We start from the raw sequence: 26,225 nt of genomic DNA on the forward strand, positions 1-26,225 counted from the left end.
TGAAGCGCTGCTACCCCCCTCTGTCTGCTCACGCAGACATCTCCCCCTCAAGGGGGGAGAGGGGCGCTTCGGCGAAACGAGGGCCTAAACCTCCTCCTCGCTCCAGCAGCCAACACCGCCCCCCTGCACAGGCGTGATGACGCAGTTCATTGACAAGACAGGCGGGGCGGTGGATCAGGGTGTCATCAGATCCGGCCTCCGGTTCCCGTGCGGACGGCAGGCCTGTGCCCCGGCGCTTGCAGGAAAAGACAGACCGATGACCACGCCCGTCCAGCCGCAGCATGACACGACGCCTTCCGTGAGCCCGCTCGCCCGGGAAAAGCTCGCAGCCCTGGGGGAGCGGCGGTTCAACGTGGCCATCATCGGGCTTGGCTATGTCGGCCTGCCGCTGGTGCGGGCTTTCTGGCGAGCGGGGTTCGAGGTCACCGGCTTTGACATCGATCCGCCCAAGATCACCTCGCTGATGGCGGGAAAGTCCTATATCCGGCATTTTTCCGATGCGGACGTGGCGGCGATTGCGCAGAGCGGGCGCTTTCATGCCACCTCGGACATTGCGAATCTGGCCCGCGCAGACGCCATCCTGATCTGCGTGCCGACGCCGCTGACCCGGCACCGGGAGCCGGACATGTCCTATATCGTCAGCACGGCGGAGCATCTGCTGCCGCATCTCAAGGCCGGGCAGACGGTGATCCTGGAATCCACCACCTATCCCGGCACCACGCAGGAGGTGCTGAAGCCCATTCTGGAGCGCTCGGGGCTCAAGGCTGGCCGCGATTTCTTCCTCGCCTTCTCGCCGGAGCGCGAGGACCCCGGCAATCCGAACTATGAGACCTCGACCATCCCGAAAGTTGTCGGCGCCGATGATCCGGACAGCCGGGCGATTGCCATTGCCCTTTACGCTGCCATCGTCCAGTCCGTCGTGCCGGTCAGTTCAGCCGCAACCGCCGAGGCGGTGAAGCTGAGCGAGAACATTTTCCGCTCGGTCAACATCGCCCTCGTCAACGAGCTTAAGGTCATCTACGACCGGATGGGCATCGACATCTGGGAGGTGATCGAGGCGGCCAAGACCAAGCCCTTCGGCTACATGCCCTTCTATCCCGGCCCCGGCCTTGGCGGCCACTGCATCCCGATCGACCCGTTCTACCTCACCTGGAAGGCGCGGGAATTTGCCATCACCACCAAGTTCGTGGAGCTGGCGGGCGAGATCAACACCGCCATGCCCGATTACGTCATCACCCGCACGGCCGAAGCGCTTGATGAACGCTTTGCCAAGGGGCTGAACGGCTCGCGCGTGCTGATCATCGGCGCGGCCTACAAGAAGAACGTCGATGACATGCGCGAGAGCCCGGCGCTGGTGCTGATCGAGCGGCTGAAGCTGCGCAAGGCAACCGTCGACTATCACGACCCTTACGTCCCTGCCCTGCCCAGCACCCGCAAGCACAAGCCGCTGATGGGCATGAAATCGGTGGAGCTGAGCGCGAAAACCCTTGGGCAGTTCGACGCGGTGATCATTGCCACCGACCACGACTGCATCGACTATCAGGCCCTCGTCAGCGCCAGCAAGCTTGTCATCGACACCCGCAACGCCACGAAAGCCGTGACGGAGCACCGGGACAGGATCGTCAAGGCGTGAGGCACCGGAGGTCCTTTTTCCGGTGCTGACGCGGACTGCATTGAGTTGGGAGAAAGACCATGGAAGCAAATCAACTGCACCGCGGCCGGCTGATTGACCACATTCAGCTCGTCGTGCGTGACTTGAAAGCCAGCCAGAGCTTCTACGAAGCCGTGCTTGCCGTTCTGGAGATCCCGATTGTCACCACGGACGAGGGATATTTCTGGGCTGATGAGCTGGTCGTCAGCGCCGCAGACAGCCCGGCCGCCCTTGGGGTCCTGACAGGGCGGCATCATCTTGCGTTTCAGGCGAGAGACCGCATGATGGTGGACGCATTTTACAAGGCTGCCCTGGCCAATGGCGGGCGCGACAACGGCGCTCCGGGAGAAAGAGCCTACCACCCTGGCTATTATGCCGCCTTTGTGCTCGATCCCGACGGCAACAATATTGAAGCCGTCTATCACGGCGAAGCAAAACGCAGCGCCCCTTCGGTTGTGATCGGCTTCTAGGAAGTGACACTGCCGGCGGCAGACAGATTTCGCGGCCGCCGGTCACCGGTCCGGCGAGCCACACCTTGCGCTCTGCAAGGCATGGCTCGCGCAATGGCGCCGCGATCAAGGGTTAGACAATCGCCCCGAACTCCATGCTGACCGGCTCAACCATGCTCAGGAAGGCGTCACAATGGGCGTTCCCGGCCCAGGCGTTGCAGATGTCTTGCGCCCTGGCCTGCGTGGTGGCGAAAGCGGCATCGATGAAGCTGCCATCCTGCAGGCGGATCAGCCTTTGTCCGAGCCAGCCAGACTGACGGGACAAATGGTCTGCGATCATCTTGTCATAAGCCGCGCGCATGGCCTCTTCCGCAACGCCCTGACGCAACCGGAACCGCCCGATCTCGACGCCGGACCCCGGTTGCATCAAGACAAGCCCATTGGCAGGCGCCACATAGTGACCCATGGCGCCAAGCTCCGTAATCGTCGCCCTGAAGCCGGCAAAGTCCTCCGATGTGCCCACGGCCTCAGCTGCGGCCTCCGCAGCCTCGGGACTGGTCCAGAGAACAACATCCACCCGATCGGTCTGATCCTTGCCACCGGTGAGCGGCAGCCATCCGCCAAAGCCGGAGAACTGTGCAACGCGCTGGCGTGCGGCCTCACGCTGCCGGCCGGCCTCGGCCGGATCCCCGGTCTTGTAAGTGACGACTTCGATGCATTGTCTGGTCATGGGCTTTGGCTCCTTGCGCCGTGCGGGTTGAAGAAGCCTCTGTCTAACGGCACCCCCCTGACACTTTCTGTCAGGGGTATGGTACAAGGTGCAGCATGAAAACTCTCCGGCTTTTCGCTCTCCTCGATCAGCTGCGCAGCGCACGCCATCCTGTTCCGGCAGAGACGCTGGCACAGAAACTCGGCGTTTCACTGCGCACGATCTATCGCGACATGGCCAGTCTTCAGGCGATGGGGGCACCAGTCAGGGGCGAGTCCGGTCTCGGCTACCAGCTGGAGAGGGGCTATTTCCTGCCGCCGCTGCAATTTGACCCCGACGAGATGGAAGCAATCATGCTCGGCCTGCGTCTCGTGATGACGCGGGACTCCGGAGACCTGCGCGATGCTGCCAAGCGGGTCTCGGGCAAGGTCGCAAATGCCATGGGAGACGAAGGTGGAGAAAGATTCCAGACCCTGCCGCTTCTGGCCGTAACCCGCGAGCGGCCCGGGGACAGTGGTGTAGCGAAGTGGAGCAGCATTCTGCGGAGGACCATTCGTGAGCGGCGGATCCTGGAGCTTGCCTATCGCGGCCTTGAGGGGCGCAGCAGCCAGCGGCAGGTTCATCCTCTTGGCCTGACGCTCTTCGATGACGTGTGGCTCCTGACCGCGTGGTGCGAGATGCGGCAAGACTTCCGGAATTTCCGGCTGGACCGGATCAGCGGGATCAGGGAGACGGGCAACAGCTTCCGCCTGCAGAACGGACGGCGGTTCAAGGACTATCTCGCAAAACTGTGAGCGCGGCTGAAGCTGCGCAAGGCCTCCGTCGACTATCACGCCCCTTACGTCCCAGCCCTGCCCAGCACCCGCAACACCACCAAGGCCGTGACGGAGCACCGGGACAGGATCGTCAAGGCGTGAGGAAGGGCTACCGTATGTTGGCCTTGATCCAGCCCGGCCAGTTTACAAGACCGTGATCAGCGGCGATTTCCATCGCGCCGGGGGGTACACGATCGCAAAACAGAATGACATTCATGCAGTCCCACCTTGCGCTTGGAACGATGAGGCCATCGAATTCCAGAAAATGCGCAGCTTCGGCAATATCCTGCGAGCGCGGGTATTCGTCACAGGCCCGGTCATAGGACAACTGCCCGTAACGGGACGTATCAAGGCCAAGACGCTGCAATGCGCCGAGGTCCACCAGTTGCAGTGCGTTATCGAGCTTCACATCCAGCTCGTGCACCCCGTATTCCACCTTCGACGGAAAGACAGGCTGCCCGCGCCCGAGATGGAAATACATTTCCGCGATCGCCCCATCGCGCTGCTGCGACGTGTAGAGCACGTCGAAGGTTCCGTCGTCCCACCGGCCGCCGGAGCGTGCACAGTCAACCGGTGACCGTCCCTTGCGGACCACCCGCCATACCGTGCCTTCGAACTGCACAGGCGGAAGCGCTTCGATCGCATCGATGAGTGCACTGTCCCTGCTTCTGCGCGTGTGAGCCATGCTTTATACCAAGGCTTTCGATGTTGACGCATCACGCCTTGAAAAGGCTCACGCGCCGCATGGGCTTGACCAGCTCCCGACGAAGCAAGCTCATCGGGAGCTGGTATTACAGGAACACCTCGTTATCCAGCCGGTCGATGACCTTCAGCACTTCGATGGCACGGTCCTGATGGATAAGGTCAATCGCCCGCTCGCCATTCAACTGGGCATGGCGGGCATAGAGCCAGGTCCGGATTTCATCAGCCGAGTAATAGTCCGTCAGACGGGTCACGATATAGTGCAGATCGGAGAGTATCAGCTCGTTGCGCGGCTGCGGCTTGATATCACCGGCGCGCCAGCGTGAGACGGTGGCTTTCGACACGTCCATGATATTGGCAATGTCGGTCCCCTTCAGGCCACCGGCTTCGCCAATTTCATTCAGAAATCTTGGTACTGCTCCCTGCATGATCATTATCGCATCTGCTGAATTTTACCGGAATAACCTGAAAATTGTGGACCGGACTTGCGGCACCGCAGAAGGCGGTGACGTTGTCTCCGGTCAAGGCCATGTTCCAGATCGGTTTCACAGAATAGAAATATGAAACCCTAATGATAAAGTCAATGAGCTGTTCGCTGATGCCGTGGGGCTTTGCCGCACGGATCATGGTTCAGATTGAACGGCACATGGAGTGGCGCAGCTTCGGCAGCCGCCGTGCCTGACGGACAGAGCCGGATAACGTGCTCACCGGTTGCACGCCAGCAAGAGAACTTCTTCGCCCTCTTTCGCCCGCTTTTAGGGCGGCCATTCCACAACCCGTCGCTGTACGCCATCTTGATGTCGCGTTTTGGATATCAGTCTCTCCGTGCGGGTGATCTGCTTCAGGTCTGCGTCTCTCATGCGGACTGGAGATCCCGCATGTCACGAGCTCAGCGCCGCCCGGCAAGCGGTGTGCATGAAAGCCGTCAGTTGCGGACATCCCGGGAGGAGGCCTTCAGCTGCAATGCCGTCCAGAGCCCGTTCATGACCTTCCGGCTGTGCCGGCAGGCAGGGAATGGCCGCTGGACTGTCACACAGGGCGCAAATGCCTGACAGCAGGCAGAGGAGCGGGCGGCCCCGCATCACAAGGAGGAGGAGAGACTATGAGCAAGAACAGAGGTGTGGTCTACATGCGGCCGGGCAAGGTGGAGGTTCGTGACATCGACGATCCGAAGCTGGAAGCCCCGGATGGGCGCCGGATCGAGCACGGTGTCATCCTCAAGGTCATTTCCACCAACATCTGCGGCTCCGACCAGCACATGGTCCGCGGCCGGACAACCGCCATGCCGGGGCTGGTGCTGGGCCACGAAATCACCGGTCAGGTCATCGAAAAGGGCATCGACGTGGAGATGCTCGACATTGGTGACATCGTGTCCGTGCCGTTCAATGTCGCCTGCGGGCGCTGCCGCTGCTGCAAGTCGCAGGACACCGGCGTCTGCCTGACCGTCAACCCCTCGCGCGCAGGCGGTGCCTATGGCTATGTCGACATGGGCGGCTGGATCGGCGGACAGGCGCGCTATGTCACTGTGCCTTATGCCGATTTCAACCTGCTGAAGTTCCCGGACCGCGACCAGGCCATGGCGAAGATCCGCGATCTGACCATGCTGTCCGACATTCTGCCGACCGGCTTCCATGGCGCGGTGCGCGCAGGCGCCGGTGTGGGCTCGACGGTCTACGTGGCCGGTGCCGGTCCGGTCGGCCTTGCTGCAGCCGCCTCCGCCCGCATTCTCGGCGCAGCCGTGGTGATGATCGGTGACTTCAACAAGGACCGTCTGGCCCATGCGGCCAGGATGGGCTTTGAACCCATCGACCTGTCCGCCAGCGACCGGCTGGGCGACATGATCGCCCAGGTGATCGGCACCAACGAGGTGGACAGCGCCATTGATGCCGTCGGCTTCGAGGCCAGAGGCCACGCAGGCGGCGAGCAGCCCGCCATCGTGCTCAACCAGATGATGGAGATCACCCGGGCGGCCGGTTCCATCGGCATTCCGGGGCTTTATGTGACGGAAGATCCGGGCGCGGTGGATGAAGCGGCAAAGCAGGGCAGCCTTTCCCTGCGCTTCGGGCTCGGCTGGGCAAAGGCGCAGTCCTTCCACACGGGCCAGACGCCGGTGCTGAAGTATAACCGCCAGCTGATGCAGGCCATTCTCCATGACCGGCTGCCGATTGCCGATATCGTGAATGCCAAGATCATTCCGCTGGATGAGGCCGTACAGGGCTATGAGACCTTCGATCAGGGTGCGGCAACCAAGTTCGTGCTGGACCCGCATGGCGACCTGCTGAAGGCCGCCTGAACAAAGCCTGAAGAAAAAGCCCCATCCGGCCATCCATGATGGCCTGAGCCATGACAGCGGCGTACCGGAAAAACACCTCCGGTGCGCCGCAAGCTTTTGCGCCTTTCTGCCGCCCGCGAGCCCCGGCAGGCTTGTGACGTTGCATCCCGTGCTGATTTGCCATCAGAGCAAATTGGAAGGCTTCTAATTCTGCGGGATTGACCCGGACCGCCCCATCGAAAATATGACGTCAAAGTTCATATATTGGGGTGAAGCATGCGTATGATCAAAAAGGGCGCCTTCGGGCGGACGGCACCGGCAGCCGGGGCAGAAGGGCTGAAGTTCCAGCTGCTGCGGGCAAGTGCGCTGGGTCTGGTGCTGATGCAGGCACCTTCCGCGCTGGCGCAGGAAGCCGCAGACACCACCTCTCTCGACAAGATCGTCCTCTCGGCCGAAGAGCAGCTGAAGCAGGCGCCGGGCGTTTCCGTGATCAGCGCCAGCGATCTGCAGCGCACGCCGGTTGCCAATGACGTCTCGGAAATCCTGCGCAAGATGCCGGGCGCAAACCTGACCGGCACCACCTCCTCCGGCCAGCGCGGCAACCAGCGCCAGATCGAGCTGCGCGGCATGGGCCCGGAAAACACGCTGATCCTGATCGATGGCAAGCCGGTTCTGTCGCGCAATTCCGTGCGCATGGGCCGTGCGGGCGAGCGCGACACGCGCGGCGACACCAACTGGGTGCCGGCCGAGATGATCGAACGCATCGAGGTGATCCGCGGGCCCGCAGCTGCGCGCTATGGCTCGGGCGCGGCAGGCGGCGTGGTGAACATCATCACCAAGCGGCCGGAAGAGATGAGCGGCTCCGTCACCACCTATTTCGCCCTGCCGCAGCATTCCGAAGAGGGCAGCACGGCACGCACCAATGTGACCGTGGGCGGCCCGATCCTCGACTGGCTCTCCTTCCGCCTCAATGCCGGCTATGCCCGCACCGAGCCGGATGATGCGAACATCAATGCGAACGCCACGATCCCCGGCGGCAGCGTGGCCGCAGGGCGTGAAGGGGTGATCAACAAGGACGTGCGGGGCCTTTTGTCCTTCACCCCGCGTGACGATCACCGCTTCGATCTGGAAGGCTCCTACAGCCGGCAGGGCAATCTCTTTGCCGGAGACAGCCAGCTTGGCACCATCACGCCTGCGGTCCGCGACAGCCTGTTCGGCACCGAGACCAATTCGATGACCCGCCGCAGCCTGTCGCTGACCCATTTCGGCGATTATGACTTCGGCAAGTCCAGCAGCTATGTCCAGTGGGAGCGCACGCTCAACCGGCGCCTGTCGGAGGGGCTGGCAGGCGGGCCGGAAGGCTCGATCCAGGCCAATTCCACCTGGGGCACGATCACCCTCGACAATGTCACCGCCAAAAGCGAGTGGAACATTCCGCTGAACCTTGGCTTCGAGCAGATGCTGACGGCCGGTGCCGAATTCCGCGGCGAGTGGATGGACGATCCGGTTTCGATCCTGCAGGGGCTGAACGGCGCAAGAGTTCCCGGCACGGTGTCCGATCCGGCGCTGCGTGACCCGAATGTCAGCGCGCAGATGTTCGGCCTGATGCTGGAAGACAACATCGAAATCACGGAAGACTGGACCCTGACGCCCGGCATCCGCTTCGATCATCACAGCTCCTTCGGCGGCAACTGGAGCCCCAGCCTCAACACCACCTACATGCTGACGCAGAACATCTCCCTGAAGGCCGGTATCGCCCGCGCCTTCAAGGCGCCGAACCTCTATCAGCTGAACCCGAACTACGTGTATTTCACCCGTGGCAACGGCTGCCCCATCGACTTCCCCAACCTTGGCAACGGCTGCTTTGTGGCCGGCAATCCGGACCTGAACCCGGAAATCGCCATCAACAAGGAAATCGGCATCAACTACAATGATGACAACGGCTGGAATGCCGGCATCACCTATTTCCACAATGACTACAAGGACCGCATCGCCTCCGGCATCGTGCCGGAAGGCCGCTCGGGCACGGCACAGTATTTCCGCTGGTACAATGTGCCCGAAGCCGTGGTGCAGGGGCTTGAAGGCAACCTCGCCGTGCCGGTGATGGAGGGCCTGACCTGGAGCACCAACGCCACCTACATGATCGAGTCCAAGGACAAGCGGAACAACCAGCCCCTGTCGCTCATCCCGGAATACACGATCAACACCTCGCTGGACTGGGCCGCGACGGAAAAGCTGACGCTGATCCTCTCCGCCACCCACTATGGCAAGACGGAGTCCCCGACGCTGACCGCCACCACCGGCGGCGCGGTGACCAACCCGGAAGCGCGCGGCGCCTACACGCTGGTCAACGCCGGCATGAAATATGATCTCAACGACCACTTCCGCATGAACGCCGGCGTGAACAACATCTTCGACAAGCGCCAGTTCCGCGAAGGCAACAGCAACAGTGCCGGTGCCAACACCTACAACGAGCCCGGCCGCACCTTCTACCTGTCGCTCTCCGCCACATTCTGAGGCTGAGCGCAAACAACCGGCACGATCAGACGGCAGGCCTCACCACGGGCCTGCCGTTTTTGCATATGCCTCGCAGTCCACGGGGTCTTGCGATGCAAGGGCCACACCCTGTTCAGTCCGGATTCCTGCCGTCCGCCACACACCGCGCCGCCCCGGCCTCCGGGCCGGGGCCTGTTAGGGACGCAGTGCAGCTTTGCCTCCAGGGCAAAGACCGTGCAGGCATCCTTACGGTTGGAAAGGCGGTGCCATCCTTACAGGTCCCGGCTCGGGGGCCGGGACGGTGCGGTGGGAAGGGCAGTGCCCCGAGCAAACCCCTTCTCCGCATCACGACCGCCTGTCTGCAACGACTGCAAGGCAGCCTGAGCACGGGCCTGCCGTTTTTGCATCGTCGTGCCTTCACAGATCAATTCCCGCCCGAGGCTGGCAAGTCCGGAAGGTTTCAGTTCAGCGCTGCATACGCACACATGCGGGGCCGCTTCACTTTTCTTCTGCTTCGCCGATCACCGCATAGAGCTCAGCCATGGCCTGCTCATGCGGGACGACGCGGCCAGCGGCTGCATCGCCGATACTCTGCTTGATGCCATCGATGATCTTAATCTCGCGCTCAGCAGAGACGGCATCTGTATCGGCTTGTGTACGAGCGAACATACCGTTCTCCAATTTCTCAGACATTGCCCCTTCGGCACCTGACGAACGCGCATCACGACCGCCTGTCCGCCGCAAGTCCGAACAGCGAGCGGGCGAGATGCAGGCGGCCTTCGCCGGCGCGCTCGATCATGGCACGGAAATAGCCGCCGGGGCGGGAAATCTGTTCCGGATCGCGCAGCGCCTTTTCCGCCACCACCGCAAGGCAGGCCGCAGCGACATAGCGGCCCTGCTGCTCCACCGCTTGCGCATAGGCAGAGGGGCTGACGCCGATCAGCACCCGGATCTCCTCTGCCGCCTCGCAGATCGCAGGCCAGGAGGTGAGCCTGTGACGGATCACGGCCTGAAGCTCGGAGCAGGCGCTTTCAACGAGACCCGCCGACACATCGTCGAGCAGCCCATGCTGCGAGGCCCCTTGCGCCCTGCCCTGCTGCCTGTCTCTTTGCGTGGCCCGATGAGCATCCTGATGAGTGGCCTGATGAATATCCCGCCCCGCCCCCTGAGGCCTTGCCGCTTGCCGCAGTTTCTGTTGCTCACGGGCAGGATCGCCGCAAGGCTCTTTCTCAAGAGCCATTTCAACGGCGCAGCCGTTGTCAGTCTTCGTATTTATCTCACGCCCGTCAGGGCGAGTCCGTTTGATGTTACTTTCTGAAGAGTCGGGACGGTTTGTAATAGATAATGAAGTGACGGGAATGTCACCCGTGGATGACATATTTTCAGAAAAAGCTGCATGATCCGAAGCAGCTGAGTCGAGAGCGTCCTGATAAAGGGCGCGCATCCGCTCCAACCTGAAGCCCACCAGCGTGTGCCGTTCCTCAAGGATGGTCTGGGCACAGGCCCTGAAGCCTTCCAGGCCCTCGCAGGCCTCATCCAGATCGGCAATGGCGCGGGCAAGACGGGTCAGTTCCCGGCGGGCGGCCTGATCGGCCTTGATCTGCGCCTGAAACGCATCGGCTGCCGCGCGGAAGCGCTCCAGATTGACGCAGGCCGGGCTGAAATCCAGTCCATAGGCCTCGATGTGGCCGGAAGCATTGTCCTTCTGCACATAGCGCCGGCCCGTGGGGCTGTCGCGGTAGGCAAGGATCCCGGCTTCCACCAGCCGCTTCAGGCAGCGGATCACCGTGCGCGGATGGCGGCTCGTGTATTCGGACAGGCGCTGGTTGGAGATGGCAACCACGGGCCGCCGGCCGGCCTTGAAATCCTCCGCCTGCACAAGGCCCAGCAGAATGTCGAGCACGTGATAGGACGTGCCATCAATGCCCAGAGCGGGAGCGACTCGCTTGAGAACGAGGGATAGATCCTGCTTCGTGACAACCGGACGCTCTTCCTGCTGCGACAGAACGGCGGACGCAAGAATGCCTGGCGTCACCTTGCGGAAGGTGGCGATCGAAGTGGTGGACATGAAATCCTCCATCCGCCGCGAGCGTCACGCCCGGACGGTGAACAAGATGGAGGTCAGAACGGGGGAAACGGGCACAAAAGTGCTTGTGCGCTCAAGACCGGGTCTTGAACGTGATTCGCTTTTCGCCTACAAGAAAAGGGTGCAAGGTTTCGTGTGGGCGAAGTCCCATTCGACCGTGAAATCGGGGATCATCTGGTTGCCGCCAGATGGTCCCTTTTCATTTGGCCTGTTGCGTCATTCCTGCTCCTTTCGGTGTTTCGGGTCGCTGTCATAGTCCGGTGCTGCGGGCCTGCTGGCGTGATCTTACCCCCACCTTGCCGGGTGGGGGATAAGTTGCCATCAGCTTTTTTCGCTGCTGCCGCCGGCGTCCTTTTCAAACTCCGCGTAAAGCTGCTCCAGCTGCCCGCCCAGCCAGGCGCCAAAGGCGGCCTCCTGCTTCGGGATGGTCAGCGTCACGCCGGAGGGGCCCGTCTTCAGCTTGCCCAGAAGGCGCTTGCCGGAGCGGATTTCCTCTTCGCCGGATTTGCCCGCAGCCTTTTCAGCGCCCTTGCCGCGCGCGGCCTTTGCCGCAAGGGCCATGCGCGCAGGCGCGTCGCCTGCAAGAAAGGCCTTGCTGTCCAGAACGGCGCGGATGCGCGGGGCAGCTTTGGCATCGTCGAACAGCTTCGCAAAGGCGGTCCAGGCCGGCCGGCCGACATTGCGCGCCCGGCCGATCGCCAGAACAATGTCCTCCGGCACGCTGGCTGCCACCTTCAGCAGGGTGGAAACGGTCGATTCCGTCACGCCCAGCACCGGCTGCATGTCGCGCTGCTTGAAGCCAGCCTCCTTCAACTGCTGCGCCCACAGCGCCTGCTCGATCCAGGTTAGGTTCTCGCGGACGCCGTTTTCCAGCGACTGCTCGCGGATCAGATCCATGTCAGAGAGCGGGCGCACATAGGCGCGGATCTTCACCGTCTCCGGACGGCCGCTCTCCTGCATCAGCGCCAGAACAGCGGCAAGGCGGCGGTGGCCATAGGCAAGCTGATAGCGGCCCTCGAGCGTCGGATGCGGGCGCACCAGCACCGGGATCTTCTGCCCTTCGGAAGAGATCGAGAGCTTCAGCTCCTCCAGCGCCTCGGCGGCCTCCTCATCGGCGGCAAAGCGGTCGCGGAAGGGGGAAGGGTCGATCTTGCCCGGGTCCAGCGCAACGATGCTGTCTTCCTTCAGCTGCGACAGGGCGCGGCCCATGGAGCTGACGACAGGCGCCACCATCCGCGCGCCCTCCGCTGCGGGCGCGGCCGGGGGAGAAGACTGGGGCGTGGATTGGGGCGCAGATTGAGGTGCAGATGCAGGCTGGGCGGCAGGCGCGGACGCCTCCGCCGTTTTCTGGGCTTCAGCCGCCTTGGCCGCTTCCGCCATCATCTTGACGATGGATTTCTTCATCCCTGCCGCCTCCATACGGACTTGACCAGGTCCAGAATTTCGCCGTTCACCTGATCGGCGCTCTCCAGAGCGCGCTTCAGCGGCTCGCGCCCGACTTCGCCGGGCTCGACCTCATAGAGCGACTTCTTGGCAACGCCGGCCGAGGCCACGGCGGTGGATTCCACGGCTTCGGCCACCAGCACATCCTTGCCGAACAGGCTGCGCATGGTGCCGGCCATGATCTTCTGCGGGGCGTCGTTGGGGTTCACCCGCGTCATCAGGAACTTGACGAAATCATGCTCGAACCGCGCCCCGCCTTCCGAGAGGGTCGCCGTCACATCGGCAATCATCTTCAGAAACTGGGCGCAGGAGGAGATATCCAGCATGGCCGGATGCACGGTGATGATCAGGCCCGTTGCCGCATAGAGCGAGGCAAGCGTGGTGTAGCCGAGCGAGGGCGGCGTATCGAGGATGACCAGATCGTAGTCGTCCTCCACCGTGCGGATGGCCGCATCGAGGCGCTGGAAGAACAGGCCGAGCTCATCCGTGGTGCGGTTCACCAGCGCGGTCGGCGTGTCATATTCGAAGTCCATCAGACGCAGATTGCCCGGCACCAGATTGATGCCGGGGAAATAGGTCTTGCGGATGACATCCTTCAGCGGCACCCGGTTGTTGTCATAGCGCAGCGCGTCATAGGCCGTGTCGGTGCGCTCGTCCTCGTCCTCACCGGAGCGAAGATCCCGGTCCGGCTGGATGCCGAAGGTGGTGGTCAGCGAGGCCTGCGGGTCCAGGTCGATGCACAGCACCCGGTAGCCCTGCAGCGCAAGGAAGTGGGCCAGATGCACGGAGGTTGTGGTTTTGGACGAGCCGCCCTTGAAATTGGCGCAGGCGATGACCTGCAGATGCTCGCCGGTCCGCCGGTGCGGCAACAGGCGCAAGGCATCATCCGGCCGCTGTTCGGCCAGATACTTGCGCAGCTCCCACACCTGCTCGATGGTGTAGATGCGGCGGTTGTTGTCGGCGCGCAGCGGCTGCGGCCCCTTGCCGTCCAGCGTCAGGGCGCGCAAGGTGCTTTCCGGAATGCCGAGCAGGCGCACCAGATCCAGCGTCGAAAACGTGCGGCCATAGGACTTGCGCGCCTCGGGGGGATAGGTCATCTCGCGCATGGACTGAAGCTTGTCCGACAGGCGCTGGGTGAAGTCCCCGATCTTGGCGGTTGTGTCCTTGGCGCTATCCATCTCGCCTGCGAGCATCTCGATCTCCTGACGGTTCCGCATTCGAGCGCGACCTCAATACCGTCAGAAATGCCCCAGCCCCGCCGATTCTGCAAGAAATATTAGGTTAACGGAAGCTTAAGCCCAATTCCGCCGCGCCGTTGCCGCTTGCACAAAGACAAAGGCGGCCCCGGATGCCGGGGCCGCCTGTCTTTTAGCGCGGGTCTTGCGTGCTTACTCCGCCGGGGCGGGCATGCCCTGCGGCAGCTTGCCCTTCTTGTAGGAGACGGAGGCTTCCACGAACTCGTTCGCAGCCTTCATGTTGGGCTTAGTGACGAGGCTGACGGCGACGAACAGGAGCGTCGAGACCGGCAGGGCCAGCACACCGGCGTTGAGGCCGAAGAGCTTGTTGCCCGTCAGGTACATCCACACCACGAAGGCAACGCCGCCGAGAATGGAGACCAGCGCACCGGCCGCCGTGCCGCGCCGCCAGAAGAAGGCGCCGATGATGGCCGGAACCGTGACCAGCAGGCCGACGGAGGCTGCTACCGACAGGATGGCGATCATCGAGAATTCCATCGCGGCAAAGACCAGCGAGACGATGGAGATGAACGGGATGATCAGCTTGCCGATGAAGAGCTGGCGTGCGTCGCTCGCCCCGCCCGTCACGTTGCTCCACACATCGCGGGCAAAGACCGACGACAGGGTGAGCAGGATCGAGTCGATGGTGGAAACGGCAGCGGCCAGAATGCCGACCATGACCATGACGCCCAGAACCGGCGGCACGAAGTCCGAAGCCAGCAGGGTGGAGGTGGCAAGGTCACCCTTTTCCAGCTCCGGGAAGGCGACGAAGGCGGAGAAGCCCCAGAGCACCGACACGACCGTATAGACGAAGCCGAAGCACAGGAAGATCACCAGCATGCGGCGCAGCGCCTTGAGGGAGGCCGGCATATAGAGGCGCTGGCTCACCTGCGGGTTGGAGATGGCGAAGAAGAACCACGGAATGGTCAGCCCCAGGAAGGTGGTGAAGCTGAAGAGGCCGGGTCCGGGCACCTGCAGCAGCTCCGGCTTGGTGGCCTGGATGGCACCGAAGAGGCCGGAGAAACCGCCCAGTTCGATCAGCACCAGACCGCAGACCAGCACCGAGGCGACGATCATCATCAGCGCCTGCAGGCTGTCCGTCCACATCACCGAGCGGATACCGGCCACATAGGAGAAGATGATGGCCAGCACCGTGGAAATGACCACGCCCCACAGGAAGGGAATGCCGCCGCCGGTCATGCCGGACAGGAGGTAACCCACGCCCGACAGCTGCACCGCCGAATAGGGGATGAGGAACACGAGGCTGACGAGACCGGCGGCCACGGCCACCCAGCGGCTGCCGTAACGCGTGCCCAGCATTTCATAGGGCGTGACGAAGCCGTATTTCTTGCCCACCGCCCAGAAGCGCGGGCCGAAGATGGCGACGAGCGACACGCCCGCGAAATAGATGATCTCGAAACCGAGGGCGCCGACGCCGCCCTTGAAGGTGAGACCGGCAAGGCCGATCATCATGAAGGCCGAATAGGTGGTGGCCGAGTAGCTCAGCGCCGACAGCACGCCGCCCATGGAGCGCCCGCCGATGAAATACTCGGACATGCTGGCAGACTCGCCCGAGCGCGAGATATAGGCCACCACGAAGGAGGCGAGGACGTAGATCACCAGTCCCCAGACGACAAGGGTAACGCTCATGCCTCGTCCTCCTCGAAGCTGGCGGTTGCCAGAATGTTGAGAACGATGACGGCAACGCCTGCGGCGCACCAGAACAGGAAGGAGCCATACCACTCCGCCACATTGGTGAGCAGCGTATAGGGTATGACGTAGCAGGCGAGGACGACCACGCCTATCAAGTATAGTGCAGCTTTCGACATGTGGTGACTTCCCTCTAGAGATTGGTGGGTTGTTTTCATCCGCCTTGTTTCCGGCGGTTTGAACGGGCGTTTTCCGGCGCCCGCAAGTTCCCCGGCCGTCCGCCGGAGCACATCAGGTGACAGGCTCAGCGCCCGGAAGGCGCAAGGCCGGCGAGCCAGCTTTCAATGTCCGCCGCATCGGTCACATCGGCATATTTCTGGCCCATGTCATAAAGGTTGGCGTCATGCGGGGCCGCCGCGCGGTCAGCGCAGCAATCGGCCGGAACCAGCACGTTGAAGCCGCTCTGGACCGCATCCACCACGGAAGCGCGCACGCAGCCCGATGTGGTGGCACCGGTGACGACCAGCGTGTCCACGCCTGCCCCGGTCAGCAGGCCAGCAAGTGCCGTGCCATGAAAGGCGGAAGCGCCCTTCTTGGTGATCACCGGGTCCTGCGGCTGAATGCCCGTTGCCGCGTCAATCTCCACCAGCCGGCTGCCTTCCAGAAGCGCAGCCATGCCGGCCGCCTTGCGCAGCCATGGCAGCAGGGCAATCTCGCCGGGGTGATAGGCAATCGTCGTGTAGATGACCGGAAAACCCTTGGCACGGGCCAGATCCGTCAGCCGCCGTGTGGCGGCCATCTGCGCGCTCATGTCCGCCGCCGTCGGATAGGCGGTGTCGGTGAAGCCATAGGTGAAATCGACCACCAGAACGGCAGGCCTCGTGCCGCGCGGCACCGGCTGGCCAAACCCGGCCGCCTGGTATGTTTCTTCCTGCTGTGTCATGTCCTTGCCCCCCTTCGGCTGGACGTTCCCGCAGCTCAAAAACTGCGGCCTCACCTCTCGCCGCAGCCCCCTCTCCCCCCTTGAGGGGGAGATGTCTGCGTCAGCAGACAGAGGGGGGTATGCAGCATTTCAAAAAAGCAGGACCTCTCTCACAAGCGGACAGTCCGTTACCCCCCTCTGCCCCCTGCCGGGGGCATCTCCCCCTCAAGGGGGGAGAGGAGTTGGAGCCCATCTCAGCCCCGTGCCATCTGGATGTCCTTCACAACGATGTCGCCATCGATCACCACCGGTTCATCGTCGAGGAACAGCGAGCAGCCGCGCATCGGGATGTCGAGGTGGCAGGCGGTGTCGTTTGGTCCGCCCAGCTCGTTGTTCGGGCCGGTGGAGAACATGACGTTGCCGTAGAAGCTGCGCGGCTCCATGCCCATGCCGCCGGGGAAGGCGCCCGGCACCATGTTGTGCCACTTGGCATGGGGGTTCATGCCCCAGCCCACATGGCTCATGCCCATGCCGCGCGGATCGTTGAAGGCGTCCATGTAGGACTTCACCAGCTCCGCATCGAGGCCGCCGCGAATGTCGCGCACGAAGCCCTTTTCGATGGTGTAGATGATGGGCTCGCGCACATAGATGTTCTGCGGCAGCAGGATATCGCCCGGCGCCACCACGATCTGCCCGTCCACACCGTCATCATCCCCGCCCGTGAAGACGAAGCCCGAGGGCCAGTGGTCCCAGCGGCCCGGCTCGTCGGTGCAGGCATATTCCGTCACCGTGGGATAGGTGTTGAGCTTGTAGGTCACATCCGTGCCATGGGGCGAGGTGATGCGCATGACTTTCGCCTTGGCCAGCATTTCCCCGGCGATTTCCACCTTCTCGCGGATTTCCTTGGTCGGCAGCATGCGCGCCAGCAGCTCCGGCGGCTCCACGGCGGTGAGAATGCGCGTGCCGGCGGCCTGAATGGCCATCTGCTCGGGCGAAAACAGCAGGAACACGCAGTCGATCAGCATGTCGCAGGCCTTCAGCGCCTCCACCGCATCGGGCATGGCGGCAAGGCCGGTGACGCCGACGTTCCAGCCGCTCATCGGCAGCGGTGCGGGCAGGCGCATGTGATACATCAGCGCGCCAAGACGCTGGCCTGCGGCCATGAAGGCATCGGCATAATCAAGCCGGTCGCTGCCCTGCGTCAGGACGATGAGCTTCTCGCCCTCATGCACGCCCGACATCTTCAGCTGATGCAGGCAGATCTCGGTAAAGCTGGCGTGGTCCATGTGCTGTGTCCTCTTGTTCTTTTGGGGCTCAGGGCCAGAAAGTCAGATACGGAAATCCATAACGGCGGAGAGGAAGCCCTCCAGATCGTCCCAGGGGATCATGTGCCCGGCCTTTTCGACGATCATCACCTCGATGCCCGGCGAAAGCTGGCAGATCTCCGCGATATCCTCCTTGCCGATCACCGCAGCTCCGCCCGCCACCACGAGGCGCATGGGAAGGCGCAGATGCGGCAGGTCGGCGTGGATGTCGTCCGTGTGGAAGCCGTCATAGGCGGTGCGGATGGCGTCGAGCTGGCAGGTGTGAAGCCACTCGGCCCGGATCGCATTCTGCTCGTCCGTCCAGGTGGGGCAGAAGCGGCGCATGTCCTCGCCCGAACAGCCCTTCTGCGCCATGAGGATGGAATCCTCATACCAGTTCCAGGCCGAGGGATAAGCCCGCCGTCCGGGGCCGGAGACCGGCGGGTCCACCAGCACCAGGCCGGAGAAGGCCTCCGGCGCCTTGCGGGCGGCGCGGATGGCCGTGCGGGCGCCCATGGAATGGCCCAGCACCACCGGCTTGCCGAGACCGGCAGCTTCCGCCACCGCAATCGCATCTTCCGCCATGGCATCGAGCGAATAGTCGAGCGCGCCTGCTTCACTCAGGCCACGGCCGCGCACGTCCAGCACATGCACATCGAAGGCCCCGGTCAGTCGCTCGGCGACGAAGCCCCAGGTCACCGCCGGCGAGGTGATGCCCGGAATGAGCAGCAGCGAAGGCCCGCTGCCTGCGTGATGCACCAGATGCTGGCGGATGCCATTGGCGTGAACGTTGTAGCCGCGTGCCATCACCCGCCCCCTCAATATGCGCCGGACAGCAGCGTGCCGCCGCCGGGAACGCGGGTGTCGAGATCCAGCGCTTTCAGCATCTGCCATGTGGTGGCGATGGCCGCCGTCAGCACCGGCTTGCCGGTGATGGCTTCCGCCATCGGCACGGCCGGCAGCGAGGGCATCTGCACGCAGGCGGACAGAACCACCGCGTCCACGTCATCGGTCTTCATGCCTTTGACGATGCCCGGCAGGTTCATCGGGTCATGGGCGGCAACGGCCAGATTGTCCGGGATTTCCAGCGCCCGCCAGTCGCTCACCTCGATGCCTTCATTGCGGATATAGGCAACGACCAGTTCCGTCAGCGGCTTCATGTAGGGCGCAACCAGCGCGATTTTCTTCGCGCCGATGGCCCGCAGGCCCTCAACCAGCGCCCCGGCAGAGGTGACAACCGGCGCGGCATTGCCGTTTTCGACCGTCACCCCATGCAGGCGGGTCTGGCTCTGGCAGTGATAGCCTAGCCCCATGGCCATGATCGCCACGAGGCAGGCATAACCCATCACGTCAACGCGGGCATCGGAAAGCTCCAGCGCGCACCGGTCGCTGTCCGCATCCATCGCCGCCAGCTCTTCCTTGGTCACATGCTTCATGCGCATGCGGGAGGAGTGAAAGGTGAACCGCTCCGGCGCAATCTGCTCACGCATGCGCAGCAGCGCCGGGATCTCCGTTTCCATCGTCACATTCGAGCTCGGGACGATCTGCCCGATACGGTAGGTCTTCATGCCTGTGGCTCCCTCCATTCGTTGGAAGCCACGTTAATTATTCATTTGAATAATAACAAGCCCATTTTTTCACCGTGCCGCCATATCGCGCTGCACCATCATTCAGCAGAGGTGAAAAAGTCAGAGGTGCACACGTAATCTGGTCACAGCGGCGGGGCCTCTCATTTCCCCTCCCCCTTGAGGGGAGGGGGTAGGGGTGGGGGTCTTCACGCAGGAGCGCTGCTTGACTGGCACTCGTCTCTACCCGGGGCACCTTCAATGAAAATATCAGGTTTCTTCAATCCCTTACCCCCACCAGGGGCAGTGTTTAGATTGGAGGCAGTGAGGAGGATCGTGCCTTCGTTTTACCGCAGCGCCCCTCTCCCCCCTTGAGGGGGAGATGTCAGCGCAAGCTGACAGAGGGGGGTGGCGGCGGCGCAGCACAGCAGGAACTCTCGCATAAATGGACAGGCTGCACACCCCCCACTGCCCCCTGCCGGGGGCATCTCCCCCTCAAGGGCAGGGGAATCGCATATGAAATTTTTGGATTCCGATCTTTCGCCGCAAGGCGCCTCTGGATTCCAAAATTACCTTTCGCAAGGACTGAATGTTCGATCCTTGCGTAGGCGGATGGGATTTCCGCCATATGCGATAGCCCTGCCCTCAAGGGGGGAGAGGAACTGGAGCCTGACTGACAGTCCGTTGCAGACCCTGCCGCTCAAGAAAGGGAGGGACAGAAACCCCGCCCAATCACAGCGGTGCGCGCAGCCCGGCGGAGAGGAAGCGGACAAGATGGTCGAGCATTTCGTCCTTGCCGAAGGCCGTGAGGTGGCCTTCCGTAAGGTCGCCAATGCGGCCCAAGTCGTTGAGCATGAAGAGATAGGCACCGACGAGGAAGGCCATGCGCACGCTGATGATATCCTTCGGCACATGCGGCAGGATGCGGGAAAGAACCGCGATGTAGCGCTTGACCGAGGCGTCATAGACCTCGCGGCGCAGGCGCAGCGCGTGCTCTTCCGGTTCGGCATGGAGCCGCGCCTGCATGGCGACAAAAGCGGCACCGTTCGGCCCGGAATATTTCATGTCCCACTGGGGCTTCAGATAGGCAAAGACCACATCCTCCACCGTGGGCGTTTCGGTGAATTCCAGCAGCCGGTCCAGATTGACATGCCGGTGCCCGGCCAGCACCCCGCCCCGGCGGCGGAAGCATTCGTCGAACAGATCCACCTTGGAGCCGAAGTAATAGCGGATCAGCCCCTGATTGACCCCGGCGCGGGCCGCGATATCGCGCAGGTTCGCGCCCTCAAAGCCCGCCTCGGCAAAGGCCAGCTCCGCATGGTCGAGGATCTGGTCCTTCAGATCCGGTGCCGCACCCGCCTGCTCACCCCGCGCCGGACGCCCCGGCCCGCGCGGCTTGGACCGCTTGCCAGAACCCGAAGTGGCGCCTGATTTCGCCTTCGCGTCTGCCGCAGGTGTCTTGCTGGTTTCCGCCACGCGGATTTCCTCATGTCTCGTGTCTGGCCCACTGGCGGGCAATGTTTACAACGGTCTTCCAGTCAGGCTCCAACTCCTCTCCCCCCTTGAGGGGGAGATGCCCCCGGCAGGGGGCAGAGGGGGGGTAGCGGGCTATCCTTTCAAACGAAAGGTGATGCCGTGTTGAGGCGCAGCTACCCCCCTCTGTTTGCTGGCGCAGACATCTCCCCCTCAAGGGGGGAGAGGGGCGCTGCGGAGAAACGATGGCCCATTCCCCCTCCGCACACCCAAAGCCACCATTGCCTCCTCAAGGAGAGAGTCAAACTGCTGCCCGACTGGCCACCCCGTGTAAAGACCACCCCAATCGGAGGGTAAAAGATTGCTGACTCATACACTCATATTATTCGCATGAATAATTAAATCAGCCGTTTCAGCAAGGCAAGGAAGGTTGCCTGCTCTGCGGGCGAAAGCGGCGCCAGCGTTGCCTCGGTGATGGCGCGCATCTGCGGCACGAGTTCGTCCAGCAGATCGCGGCCGGCCTGCGTGGTGGAGAGCAGATGGCGGCGCTTGTCCTCGCCGTCCTTTTCCAGCCGGATCAGCCCGCGTGCGATCAGCCGCGTGACAACCCCCTTTGTCGTCGCAGCATCCATTCCCGCCAGCCGCCCCAGCGCGTTCTGCGACACCGGCCCGCGCACCTCGCGCAGGCGGAACAGGGTGGAAAACTGCGTCGGCGTCAGCCCGCCGGTCATCCGCTCCGTGAAAATCGAAATATGCCGCTGATAGGCAAGGCGCAGCAGGAATCCCGCCTGCTCGTCCAGCACATAGGCCTTCTCGCTGGCCCTGTCATGTCCGGATGCTGTCATCGGCCCGATGTCTCCCCCGCCGGTCCTTTTTGTTTGAATCTGCCTTATCACGAGTTCCGCAGCAAAGGTTGCAGTTTCGCATGAGCATCAGCCCGGATGCCGCTCCGCCCAAGGGCGCGGCGTGGGCAAAATTTCCGCCTGCACAGCATTTGCGCAGAAATAAGTATCATCCCGTAAAAATTCGTTTGCACACATACAAATTTTTTGCTCAACTCTCTTTAACGCTCCCCCGAGAGAGCGATCCAGAGGGTACCATGACCGACACGTTCTGCCTGACCGTGAACGGGGCACGCCATGTGCTGCCGCATCCGGAAGACCGCACGCTTCTCGACATCCTGCGCAGCGAGCTGAAGCTGACGGGGGCGAAATATGGCTGCGGCATGGCCCAGTGCGGGGCTTGTACCGTGCTGGTGGACGGCAGGCCAGCCCGCGCCTGCGTGATGCGCGCCTCCCGCGCCGCAGATTGCGAAATCACCACGCTGGAAGGCCTCGCCGATGCGGATACCGGCGCCCTTTCCCCCGTGCAGCAGGGCTTTCTGGAGTGTGAGGGCGCGCAATGCGGCTATTGCCTCAATGGCATGGTGATGACCGCGACCGCCCTTCTGGCAGACAATCCTTGCCCCTCACGCGAGGAAATCCGCGCCGCCCTGCGGCATAACCTGTGCCGCTGCGGCACCCATCTGGAAATCATCGCCTCCGTCGAGCGCGCCGCCGAGCTCATGCGCGGAGGCGCCTCATGAGCCCCGCCGCCCCTGCCCTCATCATCCACGAGGACCGGCCCAATGGCCGCGCCGTCTATCTGCATCTTGCGGCAGACGGCAGCGCCACCGGCTTCAACGGCCATGTGGATCTTGGCACCGGCATCGAGACGGCGCTGGCGCAAATCGTTGCCGAAGAGCTGGATCTGCCGCTCGGCGCCGTGCGCATGGTGCTGGGCGACACGGCGCTGACGCCGGATCAGGGGCCGACGATTGCCTCCGAAACCATTCAGGTGGCCGCCATCCCGCTGCGCCTTGCCGCCGCGCAGGCCCGTGCGGTTCTGGCTGCCGAGGCCGCCCGCCGCTTCAACGCTCCGGCGGAGGAACTGCGGCTTGAGGCCGGCCACGCGCATTGGCAGGGCAAGAGCCTCACCTATGCCCAGCTTCTGGAGGGCCTGAGCCTCGATCTGCCGCTGGATCGCAGCGTCCCGGTCAAGGCCCCGGCGGAGTACCGCATCGTCGGCCAGAAGACCGGGCGGCGCGACCTGCCGGAGAAGCTGCGCGGCCAGCACCCCTATATCCACGATGTGGACGTGCCCGGCATGGTGCATGGCCATGTCATCCGCCCGCCCTATGCCGGGCGCGACAGCGGCGAATTCATCGGCCACAGCCTCATTGGCTATGATGAGGCCGCCGTGCAGGGCATGCCGGGCTTCATCGCCATCGTGCGGCAGGCGGATTTTCTGGCCATGGTGGCGCAGCGCGCCGATCAGGCGGAGACCATTGCAGAGGCTCTGCCGGTGCACTGGCGCATGCCGCCGGAGCTGCCGGACATGGCCAGCCTGCGCCAGACGCTGAAGGACCATCCCTCAACGCCCCGCCCGCTGGACCAGACCGGCAACTTCGCCCGTGGCATTGGCGAATGCGATGTGGCGCGTGAGCGCACCTATATCTGGCCCTATCACGAGCACGGCTCCATCGGCCCGTCCTGCGCCATTGCCAACTGGGCGGAGGGGCAGCCGGTGGTCTGGTCCGGCACGCAGAACCCGCACATGCTGCGCGGTGATCTGGCCGTGCTGGTGGATCTGCCGCCGGAAGCCATCGAGATCCGCCGCTATCAGGCGGCCGGCTGCTATGGCCGCAACTGCGCCGATGATGTGTGCGGCGATGCGCTGCTGCTGTCCCGCGCCATTGGCCAGCCGGTGCGCGTGCAGCTGACCCGGGCACAGGAGCACCTGTGGGAGCCCAAGGGCGCAGCGCAGCTGATGGAAGTCCACGGCGGGATGAAGGCGGGCAGCCTGCATGCCTATGCCATCGACACCTGGTACCCCTCCAACCGCGGCCCCAATCTGGCGCTGCTGCTGACCGGGCGCATCAGCCCGGAGCCGCGCCCCTCGGACATGGGCGACCGCACCATCATTCCGCCCTACAGGGTGCCGAACAAGCGCATCACCGTGCATGACATGGCACCCATGGTGCGCGCTGCCTGGATGCGCGGCGTCTCGGCCCTGCCGAACACCTTTGCCCACGAAAGCTTCATCGACGAAATGGCTTTCGAGGCGGGGGAAGATCCGGTGGAGTTCCGCCTGCGCCATCTCGATGATCCCCGGCAGGCCGAGCTGGTGCGGCGCACGGCGGCAGAGGCCGGCTGGTCCGCCCGCAGCGGCCCGCGCCTGCGCCGCGAGGGGCGCATGGCCTATGGGCAGGGCTTTGCCTTTGCCACCTATGTGCATGGCACCTTCCCCGGCGTTGCCGCCGCCTCCGCCGCCTGGGTGGTGGATGTGGCGGTGGACACGCAGACGGGCGAAGTCACCCTGACGCGCATCTTCATCGGGCAGGATCAGGGCCTTGTCATCAACCCGGACGGAGTGCGCCAGCAGATCCACGGCAACGCGGTGCAGACCGCCAGCCGCGTGATGCTGGAAGAAGTCACCTTCGACGAGATTTCCCCCACGCCGCAGAGCTGGGCGGCCTATCCGATCCAGACCTTCCCCGCCGTGCCGGACATCAGCACCATGCTGATCGCCCGCCCGGAAGACCCGCCGCTGGGTGTGGGCGAAAGCGCCGCCGTGCCAAGCGCTGCGGCCATCGCCAATGCCATTTTCGATGCCACGGGCGTGCGCCTGCGCGAGGTGCCCTTCACGCCGGAAAAGATGCGCAGCGCCCTTGCCGCCCATGGGTTTGACGGTGCTGCCGCCCTGCCCGCCCCTGCACCGGGCAAGAAGCGCAACAGCCTGCGCCGCAAGCTGCTGGGGCTGGGCACGGTGCTGGGCGGCGCGCTCACCTTCGGCGCGGTGGCCCTGCCGCTCCACCGGCCCATTGCGCCGGTGGCCCCTTCTGCTCCCGCTTCCTTCTCGGCGGAAACGCTGGAGCGCGGACGGCAGGTCTTTGCCCTTGGCAACTGCGCCAGTTGTCACACGGCAGAAGGCGGCATCGCCAATGCAGGCGGGCGGCCCGTGGTCACGCCCTTCGGCACCATCTACACCACCAACCTGACGCCCGACCCGGAGACCGGTCTTGGCCGCTGGAGCTTCGAGGCCTTCGACCGGGCCATGCGCCAGGGCATCAGCCGCGAGGGGCACAATCTCTATCCGGCCTTCCCCTATACATCCTTTGCCAAGATGTCGGGCGAGGACATGCTGGCGCTCTACGCCTTCCTGCAGACGCTTGCGCCCGTCAGTCAGATGGCGCCGCAGGCACAGATGATCGCACCGGCCAACCTGCGCCCGGCGCTGTCCGTGTGGAACCTGCTCTATCAAGACACGAAGCCCTTCATGCCCGAGCCAGCCAAGGGCGAGGTGTGGAACCGGGGCAAGTATCTGGTGGAAGCCGCCGGCCATTGCTCCGCCTGCCACGCCCCGCGCAATGCCGCCGGGGCCGAAATGCCGGAGCTGACGGGGGCCATGATCAAGGGCTGGTACGCGCCCGCCCTCGCCGGGGCGCAGGCCACCGCAAGGGGCTGGGACGAGGACACGCTGTTTGCCTATCTGCGGACCGGCCATTCGGAAGCAGCCACCGCCTCCGGCCCCATGGCCGAAGTGACCGCCAGCCTCACCGCCCTGCCGGACAGCGACATCCGCGCCATGGCCACCTATCTCGCCTCGCTCGGGGAAGGTGATCCGAAGGCAGCGCTGGCCCCTGTTTCGCGGCCCCCTGTTGCGGAAGCCAGCCCTGCACCCGGACCGGGCAGCCGCATCTATGACAGCGCCTGCGCCGTCTGCCACGAGCCCGCCATTTCCGGCACAGTCACGGCGGCGCTCTCGCCGCTCAGCCGCTCCGCCGCCCTGCGCGCCCCAAAGCCGGACGCGCTGTACTCGGTTCTGGACGAGGGCGTGCGCGCCCCCGAGGGCCTCGCCTTGCGCGACATGCCCTCCTTCCACGGAGAGCTGACCGCCAGCAACCGCGAGGCCCTCGCCACCTACCTCCGCCACCGCTTCGCCCCGGACCTGCCGCCATGGTGAGAGGGGACGGATTCCACTGGACTTTCCGCCCCCCTCCCCCTTGAGGGGAGGGGCAGGGGGTGGGGGTAACGGGCTGAAAACACGGGGTATTTTTGTTGCAGGTTCGCTATGCAGACCAGAGTGCAAGTCATCCAACGCTTCGGCGTGAAAACCCCCACCCCTTACCCCTCCCCTCAAGGGGGAGGGGAAACGAGAGGCCGTGCACTGAAGATGAGGGAAGAGAGTCTCCAATGGCCGCAGCGCCCCTCTCCCCCCTTGAGGGGGAGATGTCAGCGCAAGCTGACAGAGGGGGGTGCCAGCGCCCCGGCACGGTACAGGCTTCCGGTTCTTTCGAGACGCTGCATCCCCCCCTCTGCCCCCTGCCGGGGGCATCTCCCCCTCAAGGGGGGAGAGGAGTTGGTGGCAAACCTGGCGTCCGGAAGAGGGGCAGCACTTTGGCCCCCAAGGCA

22 protein-coding genes are annotated in these 26,225 nt (G+C 63.9%); 7 read left to right on the plus strand and 15 right to left on the minus strand.

Going from position 1 to position 26,225, the window contains the following annotated elements; all coding sequences use genetic code 11:
- Positions 1–256 precede the first annotated feature (256 nt).
- Positions 257–1,633: a nucleotide sugar dehydrogenase gene (locus H163_RS0115395; RefSeq protein WP_040679033.1), complete on the plus strand. Its 1,377-nt coding sequence runs from the start codon at positions 257–259 to the stop codon at positions 1,631–1,633.
- Positions 1,634–1,692: 59 nt separating this feature from the next.
- Positions 1,693–2,121 carry a VOC family protein gene (locus H163_RS0115400; RefSeq protein ID WP_019965497.1) on the plus strand — a complete coding sequence of 143 codons (429 nt, stop codon included), beginning with the start codon at positions 1,693–1,695 and terminating at the stop codon, positions 2,119–2,121.
- A 112-nt stretch (positions 2,122–2,233) separates the two neighbouring features.
- Here H163_RS0115400 and H163_RS0115405 read toward each other — a convergent pair whose 3' ends face one another.
- Positions 2,234–2,830 carry a hypothetical protein gene (locus tag H163_RS0115405; protein ID WP_019965498.1) on the minus strand — a complete coding sequence of 199 codons (597 nt, stop codon included), beginning with the start codon at positions 2,828–2,830 and terminating at the stop codon, positions 2,234–2,236.
- A gap of 95 nt (positions 2,831–2,925) precedes the next feature.
- On the opposite strand from H163_RS0115405, the gene H163_RS0115410 reads away from it, so the two are divergent.
- Positions 2,926–3,603 (plus strand): helix-turn-helix transcriptional regulator, encoded by a 678-nt coding sequence (locus H163_RS0115410; protein WP_019965499.1) that lies wholly within the window; start codon positions 2,926–2,928, stop codon positions 3,601–3,603.
- Between the two features lie 130 nt (positions 3,604–3,733).
- Here the strand turns inward: H163_RS0115410 and H163_RS0115415 are convergent, their stop codons facing one another.
- Positions 3,734–4,309 (minus strand): RES family NAD+ phosphorylase, encoded by a 576-nt coding sequence (locus H163_RS0115415; protein ID WP_019965500.1) that lies wholly within the window; start codon positions 4,307–4,309, stop codon positions 3,734–3,736.
- A gap of 106 nt (positions 4,310–4,415) precedes the next feature.
- Positions 4,416–4,760, minus strand: coding sequence for a hypothetical protein (locus tag H163_RS0115420; RefSeq protein WP_019965501.1), 345 nt, complete (start codon positions 4,758–4,760; stop codon positions 4,416–4,418).
- Between the two features lie 668 nt (positions 4,761–5,428).
- Between H163_RS0115420 and fdhA the strand changes: the two genes are divergently transcribed.
- Positions 5,429–6,619: a formaldehyde dehydrogenase, glutathione-independent gene (fdhA, locus tag H163_RS0115430; protein WP_019965503.1), complete on the plus strand. Its 1,191-nt coding sequence runs from the start codon at positions 5,429–5,431 to the stop codon at positions 6,617–6,619.
- Between the two features lie 255 nt (positions 6,620–6,874).
- Positions 6,875–9,115, plus strand: a complete 2,241-nt coding sequence (locus H163_RS0115435; protein ID WP_244296279.1) for a FepA family TonB-dependent siderophore receptor — start codon at positions 6,875–6,877, stop codon at positions 9,113–9,115.
- A gap of 477 nt (positions 9,116–9,592) precedes the next feature.
- On the opposite strand, the gene H163_RS0115440 is transcribed toward H163_RS0115435, so the two are convergent.
- The 12 genes from H163_RS0115440 to H163_RS0115495 form a co-directional block, all read right to left on the minus strand.
- Entirely contained in the window at positions 9,593–9,763 is a 171-nt protein-coding gene (locus H163_RS0115440) for a hypothetical protein (RefSeq protein WP_019965505.1), read from the minus strand.
- 52 nt (positions 9,764–9,815) lie between these two features.
- On the minus strand, positions 9,816–11,162 hold the full coding sequence (gene repC, locus H163_RS0115445; RefSeq protein ID WP_115336666.1) for a plasmid replication protein RepC: 1,347 nt from the start codon (positions 11,160–11,162) through the stop codon (positions 9,816–9,818).
- A gap of 339 nt (positions 11,163–11,501) precedes the next feature.
- On the minus strand, positions 11,502–12,584 hold the full coding sequence (gene repB, locus H163_RS0115450; protein WP_115336665.1) for a plasmid partitioning protein RepB: 1,083 nt from the start codon (positions 12,582–12,584) through the stop codon (positions 11,502–11,504).
- On the minus strand, positions 12,581–13,840 hold the full coding sequence (repA, locus tag H163_RS0115455; RefSeq protein WP_019965508.1) for a plasmid partitioning protein RepA: 1,260 nt from the start codon (positions 13,838–13,840) through the stop codon (positions 12,581–12,583). The genes repB and repA overlap by 4 nt, the downstream gene beginning before the upstream one ends.
- 171 nt (positions 13,841–14,011) lie before the next feature.
- On the minus strand, positions 14,012–15,508 hold the full coding sequence (locus H163_RS0115460) for a sodium:solute symporter family protein (RefSeq protein ID WP_019965509.1): 1,497 nt from the start codon (positions 15,506–15,508) through the stop codon (positions 14,012–14,014).
- Positions 15,505–15,687, minus strand: coding sequence for a hypothetical protein (locus H163_RS0115465; protein WP_026355913.1), 183 nt, complete (start codon positions 15,685–15,687; stop codon positions 15,505–15,507). Before H163_RS0115465 ends, H163_RS0115460 begins: the two co-directional genes overlap by 4 nt.
- 125 nt (positions 15,688–15,812) lie before the next feature.
- On the minus strand, positions 15,813–16,451 hold the full coding sequence (locus H163_RS0115470; protein WP_019965511.1) for an isochorismatase family protein: 639 nt from the start codon (positions 16,449–16,451) through the stop codon (positions 15,813–15,815).
- Between the two features lie 233 nt (positions 16,452–16,684).
- Complete coding sequence (locus H163_RS0115475) at positions 16,685–17,716, minus strand: 2,5-dihydroxypyridine 5,6-dioxygenase NicX family protein (RefSeq protein ID WP_019965512.1); 1,032 nt, start codon at positions 17,714–17,716, stop codon at positions 16,685–16,687.
- Between the two features lie 42 nt (positions 17,717–17,758).
- Entirely contained in the window at positions 17,759–18,541 is a 783-nt protein-coding gene (locus H163_RS0115480) for an alpha/beta fold hydrolase (RefSeq protein ID WP_019965513.1), read from the minus strand.
- An 11-nt stretch (positions 18,542–18,552) separates the two neighbouring features.
- Positions 18,553–19,302 (minus strand): maleate cis-trans isomerase family protein, encoded by a 750-nt coding sequence (locus H163_RS0115485; RefSeq protein ID WP_026355914.1) that lies wholly within the window; start codon positions 19,300–19,302, stop codon positions 18,553–18,555.
- A 729-nt stretch (positions 19,303–20,031) separates the two neighbouring features.
- Entirely contained in the window at positions 20,032–20,775 is a 744-nt protein-coding gene (locus H163_RS0115490; protein WP_019965515.1) for a TetR/AcrR family transcriptional regulator, read from the minus strand.
- Between the two features lie 395 nt (positions 20,776–21,170).
- On the minus strand, positions 21,171–21,617 hold the full coding sequence (locus tag H163_RS0115495) for a MarR family winged helix-turn-helix transcriptional regulator (protein WP_019965516.1): 447 nt from the start codon (positions 21,615–21,617) through the stop codon (positions 21,171–21,173).
- A gap of 254 nt (positions 21,618–21,871) precedes the next feature.
- On the opposite strand from H163_RS0115495, the gene H163_RS0115500 reads away from it, so the two are divergent.
- Both H163_RS0115500 and H163_RS0115505 read left to right on the plus strand, forming a co-directional pair.
- Entirely contained in the window at positions 21,872–22,357 is a 486-nt protein-coding gene (locus H163_RS0115500) for a (2Fe-2S)-binding protein (RefSeq protein WP_019965517.1), read from the plus strand.
- Complete coding sequence (locus H163_RS0115505) at positions 22,354–25,776, plus strand: molybdopterin cofactor-binding domain-containing protein (RefSeq protein ID WP_019965518.1); 3,423 nt, start codon at positions 22,354–22,356, stop codon at positions 25,774–25,776. The genes H163_RS0115500 and H163_RS0115505 overlap by 4 nt, the downstream gene beginning before the upstream one ends.
- Positions 25,777–26,225 lie beyond the last annotated feature (449 nt).

It is taken from the genome of Pannonibacter phragmitetus DSM 14782, from assembly GCF_000382365.1.
In the GTDB taxonomy this organism is placed as follows: domain Bacteria; phylum Pseudomonadota; class Alphaproteobacteria; order Rhizobiales; family Stappiaceae; genus Pannonibacter; species Pannonibacter phragmitetus.